The sequence below is a fragment of the Zooshikella harenae genome, from assembly GCF_018837975.1.
GTDB classification, from domain to species: Bacteria; Pseudomonadota; Gammaproteobacteria; order Pseudomonadales; family Zooshikellaceae; genus Zooshikella; species Zooshikella harenae.
Genome location: NZ_JAGSOY010000167.1, coordinates 1 through 3,161 on the forward strand (window position 1 = coordinate 1; position 3,161 = coordinate 3,161).

3 protein-coding genes and 1 pseudogene are annotated in these 3,161 nt (G+C 40.0%); 2 read left to right on the forward strand and 2 right to left on the reverse strand.

What is annotated here, in order from left to right; all coding sequences use genetic code 11:
• Positions 1–280 precede the first annotated feature (280 nt).
• Positions 281–724 carry a hypothetical protein gene (locus KCG35_RS24220; RefSeq protein ID WP_215822428.1) on the forward strand — a complete coding sequence of 148 codons (444 nt, stop codon included), beginning with the start codon at positions 281–283 and terminating at the stop codon, positions 722–724.
• Here the strand turns inward: KCG35_RS24220 and KCG35_RS24225 are convergent.
• Positions 668–1,090 (reverse strand): annotated as a pseudogene (locus tag KCG35_RS24225) (LexA family protein); the annotation flags it as partial. The gene KCG35_RS24220 and the pseudogene KCG35_RS24225 sit on opposite strands and share 57 nt — an antisense overlap.
• Positions 1,091–1,374: 284 nt before the next feature.
• On the opposite strand from KCG35_RS24225, the gene KCG35_RS24230 reads away from it, so the two are divergent.
• Positions 1,375–2,268 (forward strand): IS982 family transposase, encoded by an 894-nt coding sequence (locus tag KCG35_RS24230; RefSeq protein WP_215822429.1) that lies wholly within the window; start codon positions 1,375–1,377, stop codon positions 2,266–2,268.
• Positions 2,269–2,537: 269 nt separating this feature from the next.
• On the opposite strand, the gene KCG35_RS24235 is transcribed toward KCG35_RS24230, so the two are convergent.
• Positions 2,538–2,717: a hypothetical protein gene (locus KCG35_RS24235; protein WP_215822430.1), complete on the reverse strand. Its 180-nt coding sequence runs from the start codon at positions 2,715–2,717 to the stop codon at positions 2,538–2,540.
• Positions 2,718–3,161 lie beyond the last annotated feature (444 nt).

Consider the following 3,161-nt stretch of genomic DNA (forward strand, 5'->3'; position numbering starts at 1 on the left):
GGTCTATTAAAATAGAAAGTGCTTTACCTTTTTCTATATATCAAGTGACGTAATTACTTACGTCACTTTTTTCATTAAATCACTAAGTTAAACTACTCCCTCATACAACGCCCGGGTTCAATAGAGTAGCGACGTTCTTCAGCTCCACTTGACCATCACAAGATTTTTGGCCATGTTGAGGATAAGGTAGTAGCCTTTTTGAGTGATATTTAAATGATCTTCCGTTTTGGAAAATGTCACTGAATATCTATTATGCATTCGTTGTTCAGAGAGAATGATAATGACAAATATCTATAAAGGCCCTGAGGCTGGTATTGAAAAAGAAGAAGCAGAAAAACTTCATTTCCATTCAAAAACGGGGTGGAAAGTATTTTTCTTTATCATGGTGGCATTAGAAATAATATCTTTAGTGTTCGGTGCAGCAACTTCTCTAGGCAATATATTTGGTGAGATTATTGTATATGGCCTTGTTCTTCTAGGACTGTATGGGTTTGCTTTTAACAAAAAAATATTTGTCAGAAAGTTTTGGTTTTTTATGATTTTTGCGCCCCTTCTCTGGGACGGTTATTCAATGTTTTACCTGTTTAGTGAACTAATAGAAGATAAGCTAGAAGCTTACTTTGCAATTGCGTTTATCACCATTTTTTGGCTTCCATTCTTAATTTTTCTAACAATCGCGTTTTATAAATACAGCTTCCGCTCGCCAGAAATTTGGAAGCAATAAAAGTTTCTTTTGTGGTAAAGCGTATCCCCCCTCGATCTTATGTACACTGTAGGTTACTACGCCAAAGTCAGCAAACGCCTGTTCTGGATCAAGGCGGATTTTGGGGCATTGAGGGTTCATGGGTAATAGCCAGTATTGGTTACTCTTGATGTAAAGCTGCTTCACCATAAGGTCACCATCAACCTCTGCCACGATGATGTTACCACTTCGTGGTGTCAGTGAGCGGTCAACGACCAGGATATCACCATTGTTATTACCTGCATGAATCATCGAATCACCACTGGCGCGTAAGAAGAACGTCGCTGCAGGGTGCTTTACCATATGTTCGTGCAAGTTCAGCTCTTTCTCCATGTAATCACTGGGAAAACCTGCTGAAACGCTTCATGAGAAGAGAGGCGCTGTGTCTAAGTTTGTCTGTACCATAACCATAAAACCACATGCTGTATACTTATACAGCACTGTAGTCTGATGTATGGTTTTTGATCAAGGGGCTTTACTAGAAAGACGTGTGTGTTGTTACTGCTTTGAATGAGATAAACAGACTCGTCTAAACTTCTTATATTAACGCGATGCTCGACTTTTATTAGTTTGAAATGACAACCCCTGACCCCAACCTTTGTTTTGCCGAAACAAATTCAAAGGGACAGGGGATGTCAGTAGAAGAGTTTATCATAGCAGTTTATTGCTGGGTTGATGATACCTTTAATGATTTACTTAAAGGCCAGCGATTACGTGAACGAGGAATTATGCCCTCCCTTTCTGATCCTGAAGTGATTGCAATGGAACTCATCGGCGAGTTTTTTGGGTTAGATGAAGATACTCATATCTGGCGGTATTTTCGCGAACATTGGCATAACTATTTTCCAGGTATCGGTTCAAGAAGCCAATTTTCAAAGCAAGCGGCAAACTTGTGGGCGATAAAACAGCAGTTGCAAAAACGAGTCACTATGGCACTGGGAACAATCACTGACCCACTCCATATTGTCGATGCTTTTCCTTTACCCGTGAGCCACTTTAAACGGGCAAAAAACTGTAGCCGTTTTAAAGGAGAGGCAGACTACGGTTATTGTGCTTCAAAAAGTGAAACTTATTATGGGTTTAAAGGGCACTTAATCATTGATTTTCATGGTGCCATTGCAGGGTTTACGTTAACACCGGCTAATGACAGTGAGCGAGAAACCGTCTGGGAGTTAACGAAATTGATGAAGAGTGGTATTTTGCTAGGTGATAAAGGTTATTTAGGTGCAGATTTTAAGGCTGAATTGCTTGAGCTAAAAGAAATACAGCTAGAAACACCGGTCAGAGAAAAAATGGTAGATCAACTCCCTGAAAAATGGAGAGGACAGTTAAACCGGCTCCGACGACGAGTTGAGACAACGATTGGTCAGCTTGTAAAAACGTTTAATATCCAACGAACAAAAGGAAGGACCTTATGGAGCCTGACTAACCGAATAAGTCGTAAATTGTTATCACACAGCTTATGTGTATTACTCAATAAAAAAGAAGGCAATGCTCCACTTCAGTTGGCCCAGTTAATAGGCTAAAAAGTCGAGCATTGTTCTGGTCTAATGCCCTTAGCGGCTTTTTTAGCAAAGGCTTCAAGTTCTTTTTGAGTCACCATAATGGCCTATCCTTATACGTTGTTAACATTAAGAATAGGCGGTTACACAGAATCTTTTACAGTCTCAGAGCTTCTGGATATTGTTGAGTCAACGAAAGCAGACATTGTCACTCAAATGCCTTAGAACCAACACTGTTCATTTTGTTACTGCTTCTACTGTTGTTACATACCTCTGATTACTCAAGCTATGTGTCACTCTATGCCATCTACCCCTTCTCGAAACCCTGATATGTGCACATCAGCTTCAGCCATGAGTCCAGAATTACCTGATAAAGACACCTCAATACTTGCTTCACCACGCTGATAAGATGCAAGCCTGGCTTTAGCCGCTTCGTGTACCTCTTTGGAAAGTAATTTTTTGCGGGCGACCATCTTCTAAAAAATACGTCTACTCAGACTCGATGGATTCAATCTGAAAGTGGAACACCTGCAGCAGAAGCGAAGAATGCAATACTCTCATACATTGAAGGTATTGATATTGAAGATGTTTCAACAACATCAATTAATTAAAGTTGGTGTCAAAAGCGCCTAAAACATAAATATGAATGCTATATGCCTGGTGCATTATAGGTGTACCCTAAATGCACTCCCTCCCCCCTCCTAAATCACAAAGCTCAGTAACAGATTGCACAAATCTTGCTCTATATTATACTGTGCAAATAAACAGTATATTCTATGCAACAATTTGTGAGTTACATGATAAAGACCTTTGCTTTAGTGTGCCCCCTCGGCAACTAAGCAAGGTTAGGCAACGATCCATCAGGGGTTGTGCCTCAAAAGTATGTCCAAAGACTGGATTGTATGATTTTTACTCAA

Excerpts from the sequence above, each read along its gene's own strand:
- KCG35_RS24220 (WP_215822428.1), top strand. The coding sequence starts at position 281 with ATGACAAATATCTATAAAGGCCCTGAGGCTGGTATTGAAAAAGAAGAA.
- KCG35_RS24230 (WP_215822429.1), top strand. The coding sequence starts at position 1,375 with ATGTCAGTAGAAGAGTTTATCATAGCAGTTTATTGCTGGGTTGATGAT.
- KCG35_RS24235 (WP_215822430.1), bottom strand. The coding sequence starts at position 2,717 with ATGGTCGCCCGCAAAAAATTACTTTCCAAAGAGGTACACGAAGCGGCT.